Origin of the sequence: Blastococcus sp. MG754426, assembly GCF_021699055.1 — a bacterium.
Taxonomy (GTDB): Bacteria; Actinomycetota; Actinomycetes; order Mycobacteriales; family Geodermatophilaceae; genus Blastococcus.
Genome location: NZ_SSXC01000007.1, coordinates 1 through 16,921, shown reverse-complemented (window position 1 = coordinate 16,921; position 16,921 = coordinate 1). Strand labels below are relative to the sequence as shown.

The following is a 16,921-nucleotide window of genomic DNA, read 5'->3' as shown; positions in this document are numbered from 1 at the left end:
CCGCTCCAGCGCCGGGCGGGCCGTGCCGATGCCGGCGAGGTGATCACCGCACTGCGCGCCCGGCTGCTCCGGGTCCTGCCCCAGGGCCGGCTCCTCCCGGAGGCGGTGTGGCAGCGGCGGCACCGCGCGATCGTCCGGCTGTGCCTGGCGGTCGCGGGCGCGCTGGTGCTGCTGGCCTGGCTGTGGGGGCACGGTCAGCCGGCCGCGGTGGCCGTCCTGCTCGCCGTCGCCGGGCCGCTCGTCGTCGAGCTCCTGCCCGCGGCCGGCCGGCGGGCGCGGACCGCCGCCACGACCGGGAGCCTGCTGGCCGCCTGCGTCGCGCTGGTGCACCTGTGGGGTGGCGTCACCGAGTCGCACTTCGCCTTCTTCGTGATGGTCGGCGTCGTCTCGCTGTACCAGGACTGGGTCCCCTACGGCCTGGCGCTCGTCGTCGTCGGCGCCCACCACGGGCTGGTCGGCGCGCTGTTCCCGCACGAGGTCTTCGGCCACAACGGCGCCGGGCACCCGTGGCTGTGGGCCGCGGTGCACGCCGCCTTCGTGCTGGCGGCCAGCGCTGCGCACCTGGCCGCCTGGCGGCTCAACGAGGACCAGGTGCTCAGCGACCCCCTGACCGGGCTGGCCAACCGCACGCTGCTCGAGGACATCACCCACCGGGTGCTCCAGCGCGGCGGCGCCCTGAGCGTGCTCTTCATCGACCTCGACGACTTCAAGGACGTCAACGACAGCCGCGGGCACGCAGCCGGCGACGTCCTGCTGCAGACCGTCGCCGAGCGGCTGCGCGACTGCGTCCGGCCCGAGGACCTCGTGGCGCGGCTCGGCGGGGACGAGTTCGCCGTCGTCGTCCACGGCGGGGAGGACGTCGCACGCGCCGTCGGCGAGCGGGTGCTGCTCTCCTTCGCCCTCCCCGTCCCGCTGGACCCCGGCACCACCACGGTCCACGGGAGCATCGGCATCGCCACCGCCTCCGGTGCCGACCGGCCCGACGCCGCGACGCTGCTCCACCGGGCCGACCTGGCGATGTACCTGGCGAAGTCCCAGGGGAAGAACCGGGTGGTCGTCTACTCGGCCGGCATGGGGGATGCCGCGCACCGCCGCGCGGCCCTCCAGCAGGACCTCGCCGGCGCGGTGGCCGCCGGCCAGCTCGCGGTCCACTACCAGCCCACCGTCTCGCTCGCCGACGGCCGCACCACCGGGTTCGAGGCGCTGGTGCGCTGGCACCACCCCGAGCACGGCACCGTCCCGCCCGCCGAGTTCATCCCGCTGGCCGAGGAGTCCGGCGCCGTCGTCGAGATCGGCCGCTGGGTGCTCCGGCAGGCCGTCCGGCAGGGCGCCGCGTGGTCGGCCGAGCACGGCGCGCCGCTGCGGATGGCGGTCAACCTCTCCCCGCGCCAGCTCGCGGAGACCGACGTCCGCGCCGACGTGCAGGCCGTCCTGGCCGAGAGCGGGTTCCCGGCGGAGCAGCTCACGCTGGAGGTCACCGAGGGGATGCTCGTGCGCGACGTCGACCGCACGGTCGGCCAGCTGGAGAGCCTGCGGGACCTGGGCGTGCGCATCGCCATCGACGACTTCGGCACCGGCTTCTCCGGGCTCTCCTACCTGCGCCGGCTGCCCGCGGACGCCCTCAAGATCGACCGCAGCTTCATCAACGACCTGGCCGCCGGTGGGGCCGCCACCACGCTGGTCAGCTCGATCGTCGAGCTGGCCCGCAGCCTGGGCCTCGACGTCGTCGCCGAGGGCGTGGAGACCGACGAGCAGCGCCTGGTGCTGCGCGCGATGGACTGCGGCTCGGCCCAGGGCTACTTCTTCGCCCGGCCGGAACCGGCCGAGCGCGCGGGCGCCCGGCTCGGCGTGCCGGTGCGCTAGAGGTCGACCTTCCGGTTCTCGCCGGCGTCGATCCGCTCGCCCGTGGCCTTGGCCTTGACGAAGCTGAAGGCGGTGGCCAGCCGGCCGCCGGGGCTGTCCCAGTACTCCGCCGACTCCCCCTCGACCTTGATGAGGACGACGTCGGGGTCCTCCGGGCCGCCGGGGAACCACGCCTCGACGCCGCCGTTCCAGAGCTCCTTCTTCTTGGCCAGGTCGTCGACGACGCGGGCGTGGCCGGTGAGCGACACCCAGGTGCCGCCCGAGCCGATGCCGACGTTGACCTGCGGGGACGCCGTCACGTGCTCGACCGGGTGGGAGCCGCGCTCGGCGTAGAACCACAGGTCGCCGTCGAACTCGACCTCCTGCAGCGTCATCGGCCGGCTGGTCAGCTTGCCGCCGGGGGCGGTGGTGGTGAGGAAGCCGAAGCGCTCCCCCTTGATCAGCTCGGCGACCTTGCGGGTGTCCTCTGCGCTCATGCCTCCGCCGGTTCCCCGCCGGGCGACCCGCGACACGCGTCAGCGGCCGTCGACGTAGCGCCAGGCGCCGTCCTCGCGTGCGAACCGGCTGACCTCGTGCTGCTCGCCGTCCGCGCCCCCGTGCCGGTAGCGGGCGACGAACTCCACGGTGCCCTGGGCGGCGAGCAGCCCGCCACCGCCGGTGGCGAGCACCTCGAGGCCGGTCCAGCGCACCGCGGGGTCGAGGTCCAGCGCCGGCGGCCGGGTGGCGGGGTGCCAGGTGCGCAGCAGGTAGCCGGCGTCGCCGACGGCGAAGGCGCTGTACCGCGAGCGCATGAGCTGCTCGGCGGTCGCCGCGGGCGCCGAGCCGTCGTGGCGCGGGCCGCAGCACTCCGCGTAGGGCAGGCCGGTCCCGCAGGGGCAGCGACGAGGGGGCACGCCCGGATCCTGCCCGCGGTCCCGGGCGGGCCGCAGGCCGGCTCGCTCGCGCTGCCGCCGAGCTGCCGAGGACAGTTGCCGGGCAGCGGCGGGGGACGGCGCCTCACGTGGCGCCCGCGACCTGACCGGCGCCTAGGGTGCGGCGGTGACCTCCCTCGGCGCCGCCACCTGGCCGGAGCTGCCCGAGCGCCCGCTGCTGGTCGTCCCGCTGGGCGCGGTGGAGCAGCACGGCCCGCACCTGCCGCTCACGACGGACACCGCCGTCGCCACGGCCGTCGCGGACGGCGCCGTCGACCGGCTGCCGGGGGCACTGCTGGCGCCCGCGCTGGCCTACGGGGCCAGCGGCGAGCACGAGGACTTCCCCGGCACGGTCTCGCTGGGCACCGAGGCGCTGACCGGGCTGCTCGTCGAGTACGGGCGCTCGGCCTGCCGCTGGGCCGGCCGCGTGCTGATCGTCAACGGGCACGGCGGCAACCTCGACGCGCTGCGGACGGCGGTGCCGCGGGTGCGGGCCGAGGGCCGCGACGTGGCCTGGTTCCCGTGCGGCTTCCCGGACGGCGACGCGCACGCCGGCCGCACCGAGACGTCGCTGATGTTGCACGTGGAACCGGAGCAGGTCCGGCGTGACCGCGCCGTCACCGGCGAGACGACGCCGATCCGCGCGCTGCTGCCGCGGCTGCGGGCCGAGGGCGTGCGGGCCGTGAGCCCCACCGGTGTGCTGGGCGACCCGTCCGGCGCCGGCGCCGAGGAGGGGGCCCGGCTGCTCGACGGGCTGGTCGGCCGGCTCACCGCCGCCGTCGGCACCTGGCACGTCGACGACGCGGGGCGGCTGCTGTCACCGGGGCACGCGACCGGCTAGTCCAGCGCGTCGGCGAACAGCGGGACGGTCGCGTCGATCGCGTAGAGCAGCCCCGGGGCCGAGGCGCTGGAGAACGCGTTGAGCACCGTGAGGTCCTCCAGGACGACGGCGCGCCCCTCCTGGACGGCGGGCAGCGCCTGCCACAGCGGGTCGCCGGTGAACTCCGAGGCCTCCACGAAGATCGGGAAGACCACGGTGAGCTCGGCGTCGAGCAGGGAGAGCTGCTCCTCGCTCACCGGCACGAAGAAGTTCTCCGTCGCCAGCGCCTCGATCTCGGCCTTGTTCTGGAAGCCGAGCTGCTCCATGAACCGGACGCGGCTGTCACCGCTCACGTAGGCGCCGAAGCCCTCGGAGGTGTAGGCGCCGACCGCGACCTCGGTGCCGTCGAACTCCGGGTGCTCGGCGGCGGCCTCGGCGAAGGCCTCCTCGACCTGCGTGGCGAGCTCGTCGGCCTCCTCGGCCCTCCCCAGCGCCTGGCCGACCAGCTCCAGCTGCTGCTGCCAGGTGGTCTGGTACGGGCCCACGCCCTCGGGCTGGCCGATGGTCGGGGCGATCTGGCTCAGCAGCTCGTAGCGGCTCTCCTCGCCGGAGGAGCGGGTGTCGAGGATCAGGTCGGGCTCCAGGGCGGCGATGGCCTCGAAGCTGGGCTCGAGGGTCTCGATGAGCACCGGCGGCTCCTCGTAGCCCTGCTCGACCCAGTCCCCGAGGCCGTCCTCGCCGCCGACGGCGAGCCAGTCGCTGGCGCCGACCGGCTCCACGCCCAGGGCCAGCGCCGTCTCGGCGTCGGACCAGCCCAGCGCCACCACGCGGGTGGGCTCCTCCTCCACCGTGACATCGCCGAAGGCGGTCTCCACCGTGACGGGGAAGGCCGACGACGACGGACCGCCGGTCGCCTCGCTCCCGGCGGGGGCGGGCTCGTCCCCGCCGCCGCAGCCGGTGACGACGAGGGCGGTGGCCGCGAGCGCGGCGGCGCCGCGGAGGGCGGGGCGGACGGACATGGGATCTCCTCCGACGATCAGGTGAGGCTGACCTAAGCACAGGGATCCGGCGATCCGGCGGCCGGGACCGGATCGTTACTGTCGGGGCCCGCGGGCAGCGGGCGGGACGGCACGAGGAGAGCGGGGCATGGACGGCGGGAGCGCGGGCCGCGAGGGCTGGCTGGTCGTGGTCGACCTGCAGCACGTGTTCGGCGAGGAGGACTCGCCCTGGACCGCCCCGCGGTTCGAGGAGGTCCGCCCCCGCATCCGCCGGCTGGTCGCCGCCTTCGGCGAGCGGGTGGTGTGGACCCGTTTCGTGGCCCCCGCGCAGCCGGCGGGGGCGTGGAAGGAGTACTACGCGCAGTACGACTTCGCCCTGCAGCCGCCCGACGCGCACTGCTACCAGCTCGTCGAGGACCCCGGCGGGCACCCGGTGGTCGACGCCACCACGTTCGGCAAGTGGGGGCCGGAGCTGGCCGCGCTGGTCGGCCAGGGGCCGATCACGGTCGCCGGCGTCGCCACCGACTGCTGCGTCGTCTCCACCGTCCTGCCGGCCGCCGACGCCGGCGTGCACGTGCGCGTGGTCACCGACGCCTGCGCCGGTGCCGGCGACGAGGAGCACGAGCGGGCGCTGCAGGTGATGGCCGGCTACGCCCCGCTGGTGTCCCTCGCGACGACCGCCGAGGTGCTGGCGGAGGGGTGATCCCCGCCCCGCCCGGGGGCCGGCTCCCCGACGGCTTCGCCGTCGCGCTCGACCCGCGCACCCGCCGCCGCGACGGCGGCACCACCCTGCTCGGCGGCTCGCCGCTGCGGCTGGTGCGGCTCGCCCCCCGCGCCGCGGAGCTGCTGGCCACCGACCGCCTGGTGGTCGCCGACCCGGCCGGCGCCGCGCTCGCCGGGCGCCTGCTCGACGCCGGCCTGGCCCACCCCGACCTGCCCGCGGATCCCGCGCCCGCCGGGGTCACCGTCGTCGTCCCCGTCAGGGACCGCCCGGAGGAGCTGGCCCGGCTGCTCGCCGCGCTGCGCGCCGAACCCGCCACCGCTCCGCTGCCGGTCGTCGTCGTCGACGACGGGTCGGCGGTGCCGGTCGTCGCGCCGGCGGGCGTCCGCCTGCTGCGGCATCCGGGTGCCCGGGGGCCGGCCGCCGCCCGCAACACCGGGCTGGCGGTCGCGACGACGGAGCTCGTCGCCTTCCTGGACTCCGACTGCGTGCCGCTGCCGGGCTGGCTCGGCCTGCTGCGCCCCCACCTGGCCGATCCGCGGGTGGCCGTGGCCGGCCCGCGGATCGTGCCGCTGGACGGCGCGGCGCGCGGCTGGACGAGCCCGTACGAGGCGGTCGCCGGGGCGCTGGACATGGGCCCGCACCCGGCGCCGGTGCAGCCGATGTCCGCGGTCCCCTACCTGCCGAGCGCCGCGCTGCTGGTGCGCCGGGCGGCCCTGGGGGACGGCTTCGACGAGGCGATGCGGGTGGCCGAGGACGTCGACCTCGTCTGGCGGCTGACCGCAGCGGGCTGGCGGGTCCGGTACGAGCCCGCGGCCGCCGTCGCCCACGAGCACCCGGCGCCCACGACCGCGTGGCTGCGCCGCCGGGCCTTCTACGGCACCGGCGCCGCGCTGCTCGCCGCCCGGCACGGCCCGGCCGTCTCACCGCTGGTGATGGCGCCGGAGACGGCCGCCACGTGGGCGCTGCTGGTGGCGGGCGGCCGGTGGGGCCGGCCCGCCGGCCTCGCCCTGCTCGGCTGGACCACCGCCCGCCTCGCGCGCCGGCTCGCCCGCCCCGGCGAACCCGTGCCGGCCGCGCTCGCCGCCGGCCTGGTGGCGCGGGGCCTGGCGGCGTCCGGTCAGGCGCTGGCCCGGTCGGTGACCCGGCACCACTGGCCGCTGGCCGCGGCGGTGGCCCTCGCCTCGCGCCGGGCCCGGCGGGGGGTGCTGGCCGTCGCCGTGGGCGACGCGCTGGTGGGCTGGTGGCCGCACCGGGGGCGGATCGGGCCGGTCCGCCACGGCGTGGCCCGGCGGCTGGACGACCTCGCCTACGGCGCCGGGCTGTGGGCGGGTGCGGTGCGTGCCCGCGATGCCCGGGCGCTCCTGCCGGTGCGCCCGCCGCGCTGACGGGATCCGCGGGGTGCCGGAATGCCCGGCGGCCCGGGCGCCTTGAAGGCCGTCGTACTGCGGTCCGACCAGCGTGGGTCCCGCTCAGCACCGATCGACGGGGGACCCGTGACCACCACCCAGCACCGCACCGCGCCCGCAGCCGCCGCCGCGACCGCGCCCGACCGGCCGGGCGCCGCGCGCACCGCGCTGACCCTGGGCGCCTTCGTCGCCCTCGGGCCGCTGACCATCGACATGTACCTGCCGGCGCTGCCGAGCATCACCGACGACCTGCTGACGACGCCGGCCACGGTGCAGCTCACGCTCACCGGCACGCTCGTGGGCCTGGCCGTCGGCCAGCTGGTCATCGGCCCGCTGTCGGACGCCTGGGGCCGGCGCCGCCCGCTCGTCGCCGGGACGGCGCTGCACGTGCTGGCCTCGCTGCTGGTGCTCGTCGCCCCCACGATCGCCGTGCTCGGCGCCCTGCGCTTCCTGCAGGGCGTCGGCGCCGCCGCGGGTGCCGTCATCGCGCTCGCCGTGGTGCGCGACCTCTACGACGGCCGGGCCGCGGCGACGATGCTCTCCCGGCTGTTCCTCGTGCTCGGCGCCGCGCCGGTGCTGGCACCCACCCTCGGCGGGGAGCTGCTGCGCTTCACCAGCTGGCGCGGCGTCTTCGCCGCCCTCGCCGCCTACGGGCTGGTCATGGTGGTCGTCGGGTGGCTGACCCTGCGCGAGACGCTGCCGCCGGAGCGGCGGAGCAGCAACGGGGTGCGCGGCACGCTGCGGATCTACCGCGGTCTGCTGCACGACCGGGTCTACGTCGGGCTGGTGCTCGTCGCCGGCCTGACCATGGCGGGGCTGTTCAGCTACGTGGCGGGCTCCTCCTTCGTCTACCAGGAGGAGTTCGGCCTGGACGAGCAGCAGTTCGGCCTGCTCTTCGGCGCCGGGGCGTTCTGGCTCATCGCGGCCACCCAGCTCAACCCCCTGCTGCTGCGCCGCTGGTCCCCGCAGCGGCTGCTCGTCTCCGGCACGGTCCTCGGCGCGCTCGCCGGGGCCGCGCTGGTCGGGGTCGCCGCCACGGGCACCGGCGGGCTCCCCGCGGTCACCGGCGCGCTCTGGGTGGTGCTGTTCGCCTGCGGCCTCGCGCTGCCCAACGCCCCGGCGCTGGCGCTGTCCCGGCACGGCGAGGCCGCCGGCAGCGCGGCGGCCCTGCTCGGCGCGGTCCAGTTCGGCGTGGGCGCGGTCGTCTCCCCCGTGGTGGGCCTGCTCGGCAACGACTCGACGGCGGTCGGCCTGGTGGTCGTCGCGGCGCTGGTGCTCGCCCTCGTCGTCCTGGGCACCGTCGTGCGGCCCTGGCAGCTGCCGGCCGGGGACGGGACGGCGGCTGCCGGGCGCTGACCCGCGGCCGCCGGTCTGGTGGAAACCGCCGGCAGCGGCCACGATGACCGGGAGATGAGCGACTCCCCGTGGCCCGGCCGGTGACGACCGCCGTCAACCCGTGGCTGGCGCTGCCGGACGGGCCGCCCTCCGCCGCCCGCGCCCGCCGGCTGCGCGCGGCGCACGAGCGGCTCGTCACCGCCAGCGTGCTGCCCGCGGACGACGACGCGGTCCGCCCGGTCGTGCGCGACTCCTGGCGGCGCTCCCTGGGCAGCGGTGTGGACCCCGACGGCGGGTCGCCCCCGGTCGAGCTCCTCGACGCCGAGCTGCGGGCGTACCGGGACGCCCACCCGCTGGCCCCGGTGCTGCCGGTGATCCGCCGGCTGCTCGTGCAGGACGCCGAGGCCGACCGCATGATCGTGGCGGTCAGCGACGCCGCCGGCCGGATGCTGTGGGTGGAGGGCGACCGCGCGCTGCGCGGCCGGGCCGCGGCGACGAACTTCGTCGAGGGCGCCCGGTGGTCCGAGGAGGTCGCCGGCACCAACGCCCCCGGGACGGCGCTGGCGGTCGACGCCGCCGTGCAGATCTACGGCAGCGAGCACTTCCGCCGGGCGGTGCAGCCGTGGAGCTGCTCGGCCGCCCCGGTGCACGACCCGGTGTCGGGCGCGCTGCTCGGCGCGATCGACGTCACCGGCGGCGACCACGTGGCCAGCCCGCACGTGCTCACCCTGGTCCGCGCGACGGTGGCCGCCGTCGAGTCCGAGCTCCGCTGGCTGCACCGCGAGCGGCTCGCGGGCGGCCCGGCGGCGGCGGGGCCGGCGCCGGCGGAGGCCCGGCTCGAGGTGCTGGGCCGGGAGCGGGCGCGGCTGACGCTCCCGGGCGGGCCGCTGGAGCTGTCGGTCCGCCACTCGGAGCTGCTGTTCCTGCTGGCCGAGGCCGCCGTCTCCGGCCACGGGCGCGACGCGGCCCAGCTCGCCGCCGAGGTGCACGCCGGCGCGGCGGCCACCGTCACCGTGCGGGCCGAGCTCTCCCGGCTGCGGCGGCTGGTCGGGGACGACCTGCTGGCATCCCGCCCCTACCGGCTGGTGGGCCGGGTGCGCACCGACGCCGAGGAGGTGCGCCGGCTCGTCGCCCGCGGCGAGCTCGCCGCCGCCCTCGAGCGCTACGCGGGGCCGGTGCTGCCCGGCTCGCAGGCGCCGGGGGTGCGGCAGGCCCGCGACCGGCTGCTCGGCCTGCTCCGGCGGGCGGTGCTCACCGGCCGCCGCCCGGACCTGCTCCTGCGCCTGGCCCAGCTGCCCGAGCTGCGGGAGGACGCCGGGGTCTGGCACGCGCTGTGCGAGGTCCTGCCGGCCGGATCGCCGCGCCGGGCCGCCGTCACCGCGCACCTGCACCGCCTGCGGCTGGCCGGCCGGGCGCGGTGACCCGCCCGGCGCGGGAATGCTGAGGGCGGCTCACGACTTCGCAGCTGGCGTGACCGCTGCACCCCTCGCCGACCGCCCACCCCTGCGCACCGGCCGGCTCGTCGCCGCGGTCGTCGCCCTCGGGCTCGGCGGGTTCGCCATCGGCACCACCGAGTTCGTGACCATGGGGCTGCTGCCGGACCTGGCCGAGGGCGTGGGCATCACCATCCCGACCGCCGGCCACCTCATCTCGGCCTACGCGCTCGGCGTCGTCGTCGGGGCGCCGGTGATCGCCGCCCTGGCCACCACGCTGCCCCGCCGCGCGGTGCTGCTCGGGCTGATGGCCGCCTTCATCGCGGGCAACGTGCTCACCGCGGTGGCGCCGGGGTACGGGTCGCTGCTGGCCTCCCGGTTCCTCGCCGGGCTGCCGCACGGGGCGTACTTCGGCGTCGCCTCCCTGGTGGCGGCCTCGCTGGTGGCGCCGCACCTGCGCGGGCGGGCGGTGAGCTCGGTGATGCTGGGCCTGGCCCTGGCGAACGTCGCCGGCGTGCCCTCCGCGACCTGGCTCGGGCAGCAGTTCGGCTGGCGCACCGCCTACTGGGCGGTCGCGGTGCTCGCGCTGCTCACCATCGCCGCGACCGCCTGGGTGGTGCCCTCCGCGCCGGGCAACCGCGAGGCCGCGGTGCGCACCGAGCTCGGGGCGCTGCGCCGCCCGCAGGTGCTGCTCACGCTGCTGGTCGGCGTGGTCGGCTTCGGCGGGATGTTCGCCGTCTACAGCTACATCGCGCCGCTGGTCACCGAGGTGACCGGCATGTCCCGCGCCGCGATCCCGCTGGTCCTGCTGGCCTTCGGCATCGGCGGGGTGCTCGGGACGGCGGTGGGCGGCCGGCTCGCGGACCTCGCGCTGTTCCCCTCGCTGGTCGGCGCCAACGTCGTCACCGGCGTGCTGCTCGCGCTGGTGCCGGTGGCCGCCCGCACCCCGGTCACCATCGTGCTCGCGATCTTCCTGTTCGCCGCCAGCGCGTCGGTGCTGGTGGTCTGCCTCCAGCTGCGGCTCATGGAGGTCGCCGGGGAGGCGCAGATGCTCGGGGCGGCGCTGAACCACTCGGCGCTCAACGCCGCCAACGCGCTCGGCGCCTGGCTGGGCGGGCTGGTCATCGCCGCCGGCCTGGGCTACACCGCGCCGGGCTGGGTGGGGGCGGGGCTCGCCGTGCTCGGCCTGCTGGCCCTCACCGCCTCCGCGGTGCTCCGGCGTCGCGAGCTCCGCGCGGCCGCGGCGGGTGGGCCGGCGCCGGCACCGCACGCGGAGCCGGCCGTCGCGCGCTGACCCCGAGACGCCGGGCCCCCGCGGGCCGGGCGACAGCGGGCGCCGGTGTGCAGTTCCGTCGCGCCGAGCTGCGCACCAGTGCTCACCGTCGGGACATCGCGCTCAGCGGAGCAGGGCGGCCAGCTGCTCGGCGTGGTCGCGCTGGTGGCCGGGGAGGAAGTCGAGGACGTCGCCCAGCGTCAGCGCCCCGTCCGTGGCGTGCCGGCCGGTGCGTGACCGCTCGGCCTCCGGCACGCCGCGGACCGCCTCCAGCAGCGCGGCCTGGGCCACCTGCAGCTCGTCGAGCAGACGGGTCGGGGGCACGGCGGCGTACCCGGCCACCCGGTCGGCGGCGGTGGGGTCGAAGTCGGGCAGCAGCGGGTCCTCCTCGGTGCGCAGCCGGGCGACGCGGGCGGTGAACACCCGGGCGCTGTCCCGCAGGTGGCCCGCCACCTGGTGCGGCGTCCAGGCGAGCTCGGCGGCGTAGGCCGGGAAGTGGCCCGACCCGACCAGCCGCGCGACCTCGACGGCCGGCAGGCGCCGGGTCGGCAGCGCGGCGGCGGGAGCGGCGGCGAGCAGCCCGGCCACCCGCTGCTGCTGGACGGCCAGGGCCTCGGCGGGGCTGCGGGGCGGGGCGGTGGTCGGCACGCGGCAACCGTCGTCGGTCGCCGGGCACGGCGCCAGCGGCGGGGCTGCCAGGAACCGCGGTGATCCGGCCTGCAACGGCCGTGCAACGTCCTCCGGCCCCGATTCGCCGCCCGACCGGCGGATGCGGCACGAGAAAGCGCGCAGGTAAGCGTGGCCTAAGTCACAGCTTTCAGGTCAGACTCCGCTCGGGCCCGCGGGGAACCGCGGGCGCAGCGACCCCTGCAACGAGGCGGAGGACTGATGACCCGGATCAGCGTGCGGGTGGACGGGGCGTCCTACCAGGACGACGTCGAACCGCGGACCCTGCTCGTCCACTACCTGCGCGAGCAGCTCGGCAAGGTCGGGACCGTGGTCGGTTGCGACACCAGCAACTGCGGCGCCTGCACCGTGCACCTCGACGGCGAGGCCGTGAAGAGCTGCACCGTGCTGGCGGTCCAGGCCGACGGCGCGGAGGTGACCACCATCGAGGGCGTGTCCCGCGGCGGCGAGCTGCACCCGGTGCAGAAGGCCTTCCACGAGATGCACGGCCTCCAGTGCGGTTTCTGCACCCCGGGCATGATCATGGCCTCGATCGACCTGCTGCAGGACAACCCCGACCCGAGCGACGACGAGGTGCGCGAGGGCATCGAGGGCAACCTCTGCCGCTGCACCGGATACCAGAACATCGTCCGGGCCGTGCAACTCGCGGCCGGCGAGATGCGCGGTGCTCCGGCGAGCGACGGCCACGTCGCGCCGGCCGTCGTCGACACCGCCGCCGCTCCGCACGTGGTGGGGCAGGCATGACCGCGCTCGAGGACCGGACCGAGGCGCCGGCCCCGGAGGTCGGGAAGGCGCGCAAGCGCAAGGAGGACGCGCGGCTCATCACGGGCCGCACCACCTGGACCGACAACATGGTGCTGCCGGGCATGCTGCACCTCGCCGTCGTCCGCAGCCCGGTCGCGCACGCCAAGATCACCTCCGTCGACGTCTCCGCGGCCGCGGACGCGCCCGGCGTGGTCGCCGTGTTCACCGGCCGCGACTTCGCCGAGGAGCAGGGCTCGATCCCCTGTGCCTGGCCGGTCACCCCGGACATGGTCAACCCCGGCCACCCGTCGCTGGCGGTCGAGGAGGTCAACCACGTGGGCGAGGCGGTCGCGGTCATCGTCGCCCGCAGCAAGGCGGCCGCGCAGGACGCCGTCGAGCTGGTCGACGTCGACTACGACCCGCTACCCGTCGTCCTCGACATGGAGGAGGCGGTCGCCGAGCAGCCCGACCTGTGCCACGACCACCTGAGCTCGAACGAGAGCTTCCGGTTCGTCTTCGACGCCGGCGAGGCCGGCACCGGCCAGAACACCGACGAGGCGTTCGCGAACGCCGAGGTCGTGGTCAGCCGCCGGTTCGTCCAGCAGCGGCTGATCCCGGCGTTCATGGAGCCCCGGGCCGCCGTCGTCCAGCCACAGGGTGACAACTACACGATGTGGTCGTCGACCCAGGTGCCGCACATCCTGCGGCTGATGCTGGCGATGATCACCGGCACGCCCGAGCACAAGCTGCGGGTCATCGCCCCCGACGTCGGCGGCGGTTTCGGCGGCAAGCTGCAGGTGACGCCCGAGGAGGTCATCACCCTCCTGGTGGCCAGGCGGCTGGGCAAGCCGGTCAAGTGGACCGAGACGCGCAGCGAGTCGCTGATGAGCGCCCACCACGGCCGCGACCAGATCCAGTACGTGGACGTCGCCGCCGACCGCGAGGGCAACATCAAGGGCCTCAAGGTCCACATCCTGTCGGACATGGGCGCCTACCTGCGGCTGGTCAGCCCGGGTGTGCCGGTGCTGGGCGCCTTCATGTACCCGGGCATCTACAAGTTCCCGGCCTACCGGTTCGACTGCCAGGGCGTCTTCACCAACAAGACGCCCACCGACGCCTACCGCGGCGCGGGCCGGCCCGAGGCGACGTTCGCGATCGAGCGGATCATGGACGAGCTCGCCGTCGAGCTGGGCATGGACCCGCTGGAGCTGCGCCGCAAGAACTGGATCAAGGCCGAGGAGTTCCCGTTCACCACGGTGGCGGGCCTCGAGTACGACAGCGGTGACTACGACGCCGCCACCCAGCAGGCCCTCGAGCTGCTCGGCTACGACGAGCTGCGCGAGGAGCAGCGCCGACGTCGCGAGTCGGACGACCCGGTGCAGCTGGGCATCGGCTTCTCCACCTTCACCGAGATGTGCGGCCTGGCGCCCTCCCGGGTGCTCGGCTCGCTCTCCTACGGCGCGGGGGGCTGGGAGCACGCCTCGATCCGCATGCTGCCCACCGGCAAGGTCGAGGTCGTCACCGGCTCGACCCCGCACGGGCAGGGGCACGAGACGGCGTGGAGCCAGCTGGTCGCCGACGAGCTCGGCGTGCCGTTCGAGGACGTCGAGGTGCTGCACGGCGACACCGGGATCTCCTCCCGCGGCCTGGACACCTACGGTTCCCGCTCACTGGTGGTCGGCGGTGCCGCCGTCGTCAGCGCCTCGCAGAAGGTCGTGGCGAAGGCGCGCAAGGTGGCCGCCCACCTGCTCGAGGCCGGCGAGGACGACCTGCAGTTCGAGAGCGGCTCGTTCTCCGTGCGCGGCACGCCCGGGACGAGCATCTCGATCCAGGAGATCGCGCTGGCCACGTTCGCGGCGCACAACTTCCCCGAGGGCATGGAGCCGTCGATCGACGCGGACGCGACGTTCGACCCGGTCAACTTCTCCTTCCCTCACGGCACGCACATCTGCGCCATGGAGGTCGACACCGAGACCGGCTTCGTCAAGATCCGCAAGTACGCCTGCGTCGACGACGTCGGGAAGATCGTCAACCCGCTGATCGTCGAGGGGCAGGTGCACGGCGGGCTGGCCCAGGGCATCGCGCAGGCCCTCTACGAGGAGGCGATCTACGACGCCGACGGCAACCTCACCACCGGCACCTTCGTCGACTACCTGGTGCCCTCGGCCGCCGACCTGCCGCACTTCGACACGGGCAACACCGTGCACGAGGCGCCGGGCAACCCGATCGGCGCCAAGGGCGTGGGCGAGGCCGGCTGCATCGCCAGCACGCCGGCGGTCGTCAACGCGGCGCTGGACGCCGTCCGGCACCTGGGGGTCACCGACATCCGCATGCCGCTGACGCCCGAGCGCGTCTGGCGGGCCATCCACTCCGGAGGGGACGGCGGCGACCGGGCCACCGCCGGCTCCAACGCCTACGGCGGGGCGCAGACCGAGACCACCGCCGGCGTGTCGACCGAGGCCTCGTCGCTGGGAGGGGACCGATGATTCCCGCACCGTTCGAGTACGCCCGCCCGACCACGGTCGACGAGGCGCTGCAGGCGATCGCCGCCGGTGGTGAGGACGTGAAGGTCCTCGCCGGCGGCCAGTCGCTGATCCCGGTGATGCGGCTGCGGCTGGCCGCGCCGGAGACCGTCGTGGACCTCGGGCGGGTGGCCGAGCTGCGCGGCGTGCGGGAGGACGGCGACGCGCTGGTCATCGGCGCGATGACCACGCACTCCGACGTCCTCGCCGACCCGCTCATCCAGCAGCACGCGCCGCTGATCGCGCAGGCCACCGAGACGGTGGCCGACCGGCAGGTGCGCCACCGGGGCACGTTCGGCGGCGCGCTGGTGCACGCCGACCCCGCCGGTGACCTGCCCGCGGTGGCCCTGGCGCTGGACGCCGAGTTCGTCATCGCGGGCCCCGAGGGGCGTCGCACCGTGCCGGCGCGGGACTTCTTCGTCGACTACCTCACCACCGCGGTGGGCGAGGGCGAGCTGCTCGTCGAGGTGCGCGTCCCGAAGCTGGACGGGCAGTGGGGCATGCGGTACGAGAAGTTCAACCGCGTCGCCCAGGCCTGGTCGATCGTGGCGGTGGCCGCCGCGGTGCGCCGCGAGAACGGGCACATCGCCGAGGCGCGGGTCGGGCTCACCAACATGGGGCCGACCCCGCTGCGGGCCGGTGCGGTGGAGGCGGCGCTCTCCGGGGCCGAGGCGACCCCCGAGGCGATCGCCGCGGCCGCCGCGCACGCCGCCGAGGGCACCGAGCCCAGCAGCGACCTCAACGCCCAGGCCGACTACCGGCAGCACCTGGCGACGGTCCTCACGCGCCGGGCGGTGACGGCCGCCGCCGGGCTGTAGCTTGACGAGAGGACCCCCGTGCCCCCCGGCACTCGCAGGCTCGTGCCGGGGGCGCGGGGGCCGTTCCAGTACGTCACCAGGGCCGCGGTCCACCGGGTCGCGTCGTCCCCCTACGGAGGTCATCCCGTGCAGCTGGAGAACTCGTTCACCGTGCCGGTGCCCGTCGACGAGGCCTGGCGGGTGCTCCTCGACATCGAGCGGATCGCCCCCTGCATGCCCGGCGCGGCCCTGGACTCCGTCGACGGCGACGACTTCACCGGCCGGGTGAAGGTCAAGCTCGGGCCGATCAACCTGACCTACCAGGGCAAGGCGTCGTTCATCGAGAAGGACGAGGCGGCGCACCGGGCGGTCATCGACGCCCGCGGCAAGGACCAGCGCGGCAACGGGACGGCGGCGGCGACGGTCACCGCCAACCTGCGCGCCGAGGGGTCGGTCACGCGGGTCGACGTCCTCACCGACCTGAACATCACCGGCCGCCCGGCGCAGTTCGGGCGCGGGGTGATGACCGACGTCGGCAACAAGCTGCTGGGGCAGTTCGCCGACAAGCTCGCCGCCCAGCTCGGCGAGGGGGACGCGCAGGGCGACGCCGACCGGGCGGCCGCGGCAGCGGACGCGGGCCCCGCGGCGAAGGCGGCGGCGACGGCCACCGGCGCGGTCGAGGAGGTCGCCGCCTCTGCCGAGCAGGCCGCCGGCGACGGCACGGCGGCGGAGAAGGTCGCGGCGGCGACGAAGAAGGCCGCCGCCTCCGCCACCGACAAGGTGGCGCCGGCGAAGAAGGCCGCTCCCGCCAAGGCGGCCCCTGCGAAGAAGGCCACCGCGGCCAAGGCCGGGGCGGCCACCGGCACGGAGACGGCGACGACGGAGACCCCGGCCAAGGAGACCGCGGCCAAGGTCACCGCCGAGAAGGCCGCCGGCACCGGTCCGACGGACACCGCGCCCGCCGGCAAGGCGCCCAGCGCGCCGCCCAGCGGGAACACCGCCCCGCCCGGACGGCCCTCGACCGGCGCCCCGCTGCGCAGCGTCCCCGGCACGGGTCCGGCGGAGCGGTCGCGTCCCGCGCCGACCGAGCCCGAGCCGATCGACCTGCTCGAGGTGGCCGGCGGGGCGGCGCTGACCCGCTACGCCGCCCCGGCCGCCGGGGTCGCCGCGCTGGTCCTGGTCATCGCCCTCGTGGTCAGGCGCCGCCGCCGGCGCTGAGCCGGTCGGGGGTGCGCGGACGCTCTGCCTCTGCTCCCAGGAGCACTCAGCGGCGGAGCGCCGCGGGGGACCCCGCCACAGGTCCGGCCCGGCCGGACGCTCCTATGACGCGTCAAGGGCTGAGGGTGGGGTTTCGAGGCGTCGGTAGAGCTCGCGGGCGATGTAGCGCTTGAGGCAGCGTTTGATCTCG

At 76.2% G+C, this 16,921-nt stretch carries 15 protein-coding genes; 11 read left to right on the top strand and 4 right to left on the bottom strand.

The window, feature by feature from the left end; all coding sequences use genetic code 11:
* Positions 1 to 39 precede the first annotated feature (39 nt).
* A complete protein-coding gene (locus tag E9549_RS04910; RefSeq protein ID WP_236825422.1) occupies positions 40 to 1,863 on the top strand; it encodes a bifunctional diguanylate cyclase/phosphodiesterase in 1,824 nt (607 codons plus the stop codon).
* On the opposite strand, the gene E9549_RS04905 is transcribed toward E9549_RS04910, so the two are convergent.
* A complete protein-coding gene (locus E9549_RS04905) occupies positions 1,860 to 2,339 on the bottom strand; it encodes a pyridoxamine 5'-phosphate oxidase family protein (protein ID WP_236825421.1) in 480 nt (159 codons plus the stop codon). The genes E9549_RS04910 and E9549_RS04905 overlap by 4 nt on opposite strands.
* A gap of 39 nt (positions 2,340 to 2,378) precedes the next feature.
* Complete coding sequence (locus E9549_RS04900) at positions 2,379 to 2,756, bottom strand: YchJ family metal-binding protein (protein ID WP_236825420.1); 378 nt, start codon at positions 2,754 to 2,756, stop codon at positions 2,379 to 2,381.
* A gap of 145 nt (positions 2,757 to 2,901) precedes the next feature.
* On the opposite strand from E9549_RS04900, the gene mftE reads away from it, so the two are divergent.
* Entirely contained in the window at positions 2,902 to 3,615 is a 714-nt protein-coding gene (gene mftE / locus E9549_RS04895; protein ID WP_236825419.1) for a mycofactocin biosynthesis peptidyl-dipeptidase MftE, read from the top strand.
* Here the strand turns inward: mftE and E9549_RS04890 are convergent.
* A complete protein-coding gene (locus E9549_RS04890) occupies positions 3,612 to 4,613 on the bottom strand; it encodes an iron-siderophore ABC transporter substrate-binding protein (RefSeq protein ID WP_236825418.1) in 1,002 nt (333 codons plus the stop codon). The two genes, mftE and E9549_RS04890, sit on opposite strands and share 4 nt — an antisense overlap.
* Before the next feature lie 127 nt (positions 4,614 to 4,740).
* Between E9549_RS04890 and E9549_RS04885 the strand changes: the two genes are divergently transcribed.
* From E9549_RS04885 to E9549_RS04865, 5 genes are all read left to right on the top strand, one after another.
* On the top strand, positions 4,741 to 5,295 hold the full coding sequence (locus E9549_RS04885) for a cysteine hydrolase family protein (protein WP_236825417.1): 555 nt from the start codon (positions 4,741 to 4,743) through the stop codon (positions 5,293 to 5,295).
* Positions 5,292 to 6,701, top strand: a complete 1,410-nt coding sequence (gene mftF, locus E9549_RS04880) for a mycofactocin biosynthesis glycosyltransferase MftF (protein ID WP_236825416.1) — start codon at positions 5,292 to 5,294, stop codon at positions 6,699 to 6,701. The genes E9549_RS04885 and mftF overlap by 4 nt, the downstream gene beginning before the upstream one ends.
* A gap of 108 nt (positions 6,702 to 6,809) precedes the next feature.
* Positions 6,810 to 8,078, top strand: coding sequence for a multidrug effflux MFS transporter (locus E9549_RS04875; protein WP_236825415.1), 1,269 nt, complete (start codon positions 6,810 to 6,812; stop codon positions 8,076 to 8,078).
* Between the two features lie 68 nt (positions 8,079 to 8,146).
* Complete coding sequence (locus E9549_RS04870; RefSeq protein WP_236825414.1) at positions 8,147 to 9,478, top strand: GAF domain-containing protein; 1,332 nt, start codon at positions 8,147 to 8,149, stop codon at positions 9,476 to 9,478.
* A gap of 49 nt (positions 9,479 to 9,527) precedes the next feature.
* On the top strand, positions 9,528 to 10,784 hold the full coding sequence (locus E9549_RS04865) for an MFS transporter (RefSeq protein WP_236825413.1): 1,257 nt from the start codon (positions 9,528 to 9,530) through the stop codon (positions 10,782 to 10,784).
* A gap of 102 nt (positions 10,785 to 10,886) precedes the next feature.
* Here the strand turns inward: E9549_RS04865 and E9549_RS04860 are convergent, their stop codons facing one another.
* Complete coding sequence (locus tag E9549_RS04860; protein WP_236825412.1) at positions 10,887 to 11,411, bottom strand: DinB family protein; 525 nt, start codon at positions 11,409 to 11,411, stop codon at positions 10,887 to 10,889.
* Between the two features lie 240 nt (positions 11,412 to 11,651).
* Between E9549_RS04860 and E9549_RS04855 the strand changes: the two genes are divergently transcribed.
* The 4 genes from E9549_RS04855 (at position 11,652) to E9549_RS04840 (ending at position 16,731) form a co-directional block, all read left to right on the top strand.
* Entirely contained in the window at positions 11,652 to 12,194 is a 543-nt protein-coding gene (locus tag E9549_RS04855; protein WP_236825411.1) for a (2Fe-2S)-binding protein, read from the top strand.
* Entirely contained in the window at positions 12,191 to 14,680 is a 2,490-nt protein-coding gene (locus tag E9549_RS04850; protein WP_236825410.1) for a xanthine dehydrogenase family protein molybdopterin-binding subunit, read from the top strand. The genes E9549_RS04855 and E9549_RS04850 overlap by 4 nt, the downstream gene beginning before the upstream one ends.
* The gene (locus E9549_RS04845) at positions 14,677 to 15,534 is read left to right on the top strand and encodes a xanthine dehydrogenase family protein subunit M (protein WP_236825409.1); all 858 of its coding nucleotides are present in this window, start codon (positions 14,677 to 14,679) and stop codon (positions 15,532 to 15,534) included. Before E9549_RS04850 ends, E9549_RS04845 begins: the two co-directional genes overlap by 4 nt.
* 126 nt (positions 15,535 to 15,660) lie before the next feature.
* Positions 15,661 to 16,731, top strand: coding sequence for an SRPBCC family protein (locus tag E9549_RS04840; protein ID WP_236825408.1), 1,071 nt, complete (start codon positions 15,661 to 15,663; stop codon positions 16,729 to 16,731).
* Positions 16,732 to 16,921 lie beyond the last annotated feature (190 nt).

Bases quoted from the DNA above. Each gene is read 5' to 3' on its own strand.
- E9549_RS04845 (WP_236825409.1), top strand. From the start codon at position 14,677: ATGATTCCCGCACCGTTCGAGTACGCCCGCCCGACCACGGTCGACGAG.
- E9549_RS04850 (WP_236825410.1), top strand. From the start codon at position 12,191: ATGACCGCGCTCGAGGACCGGACCGAGGCGCCGGCCCCGGAGGTCGGG.
- E9549_RS04855 (WP_236825411.1), top strand. From the start codon at position 11,652: ATGACCCGGATCAGCGTGCGGGTGGACGGGGCGTCCTACCAGGACGAC.
- E9549_RS04890 (WP_236825418.1), bottom strand. From the start codon at position 4,613: ATGTCCGTCCGCCCCGCCCTCCGCGGCGCCGCCGCGCTCGCGGCCACC.
- E9549_RS04885 (WP_236825417.1), top strand. From the start codon at position 4,741: ATGGACGGCGGGAGCGCGGGCCGCGAGGGCTGGCTGGTCGTGGTCGAC.
- E9549_RS04905 (WP_236825421.1), bottom strand. From the start codon at position 2,339: ATGAGCGCAGAGGACACCCGCAAGGTCGCCGAGCTGATCAAGGGGGAG.